The sequence below is a fragment of the Tidjanibacter massiliensis genome, assembly GCF_900104605.1.
In the GTDB taxonomy this organism is placed as follows: Bacteria; Bacteroidota; Bacteroidia; order Bacteroidales; family Rikenellaceae; genus Tidjanibacter; species Tidjanibacter inops.
Window position 1 is genome coordinate 1 of the sequence record NZ_LT629958.1, and the last position, 1,582, is coordinate 1,582.

The 1,582-nt window shown below is 47.3% G+C and carries 2 protein-coding genes; both read left to right on the plus strand.

Annotated features, from left to right (window positions below):
- Positions 1 to 222, plus strand: a 222-nt coding sequence (locus BQ5361_RS10720) for a hypothetical protein (protein ID WP_161940405.1), incomplete at its 5' end; no start/stop codon positions are given.
- Positions 223 to 300: 78 nt separating this feature from the next.
- A complete protein-coding gene (locus BQ5361_RS00060) occupies positions 301 to 1,431 on the plus strand; it encodes a site-specific integrase (RefSeq protein ID WP_074021951.1) in 1,131 nt (376 codons plus the stop codon).
- The last annotated feature ends 151 nt before the right edge of the window (positions 1,432 to 1,582 follow it).

Sequence of the window (1,582 nt, forward strand, 5' to 3'; positions counted from 1 at the left end):
CAGATAGAGGCTGTCATTCAGGAAAAACAGACTCAAATCGTTCCGGCAGGTTATATCACCATAGATGATGCGGCCAAGAAATACAGTGTCCCTCCCAGTACGGTGACGTATCGCCTTGCACATTACGGTATCGACACGCAAAAGACGGTTATCGACGGCCGTCGCAAGGTTATTTTTTCCGAAGCGGCTTTCCGACAAGCTACGCAGGGTAAAAAGCATTGATTTACAATTATTTGAAAAACACTAATTTTTGTTTATCTCACTGTGCATTTATAACTTGCATCCTCAAATCGCATCATTATGAAATGTCCTAAAGTCACCCTTCGCAGCCGTCCGATTTCACACGGACGACGTTCATTATACCTCGACTATTACCCGGCGATCAGAATCCCCGATACGATGAAGAAGACCCGTACCGAAACGCTGGGTATCTACGTCTATGCCCGCCCGCGTTCGCAACACGAAAAGTCGCATAATGACGAAATGTACCGCAAAGCGCGTTTGATCGCTTCCACACGCTTGCCGGCCATCATAAACAAACAATACGGCTTTCTCGATACCGCACGCGGCAACCGGGATTTTCTGGAATACTTCAGGCAGATAGTAGGCGAACACAACAGCAGCCTGTGGAAAGGCTGCTACAACCATTTCCGGTTTTTCGTCAAAAACTCCTGTATCTGTGCGGAGGTCGATATCGAACTCTGCCGGAAATTCAGAAGCTACCTGCTCTCGGCGCACCAATTCCGGGACCCTACACGCCCGCTGGCACACAGCTCGATTGTCAATTACTATCTGAAATTCCTCAGTCTGCTGCATAATGCCTACCGGGATCATATGATTGAAGAAGATCTGGCAATACAAATGGAATATATTGCACGCAAACCTACACGTCGGGAATTTCTAACGCCGTCCGAACTGCGAACGCTCTCGCAAACGCCCTGCGAGATCCACGTCTTGAAACGGGCAAGCCTTTTCTCCTGTGAAACGGGCCTGCGACTGAGTGACGTGTTGGCTTTGAAATGGGAGGATATCGTACCCAACCTGGAAGGCAACGGTTATAATATGCGCATACGCACAGTCAAAACCGACGAAGAAGGACTCTTACCGTTAAGCGATACGGCCCTACAACTTTGCGGGCCTCGCAGTACAGGTACGGTATTCAAGGGTTTTACACGCTCGATGACCGACCGTCCGCTCAAACGATGGCTTGAGGATGCGGGCATTACCAAACGCATCACGTTCCACTGTTTTCGCCACACCTACGCCGTGCTGCAATTAGCCAGCGGCACGAATATTTACACCCTCAGCAAAATGATGCTGCACAAGAGTATTCGCTCGACGGAAATTTATCTGGATCTGCTTGAGGAAACGAAGCTCGAAACCGTCGGACGTATCAGTATCTATATCGACCCGGAGATGTTCGACGAATAATCCGTACCTTATATATTAATGTATTCATTACTGTCCCGTTAAAAATGGAAATTGGTCTTTGAAATAATTGAAATATAGTCTTTTACAAGCATTTTTAGGGTGCGACGATTTGAATTTACTACATTGTAGTCTATAAGATAGACTGCATATG

Coding starts and splice junctions, on each gene's coding strand:
- BQ5361_RS00060 (WP_074021951.1), top strand. CDS start 301: ATGAAATGTCCTAAAGTCACCCTTCGCAGCCGTCCGATTTCACACGGA.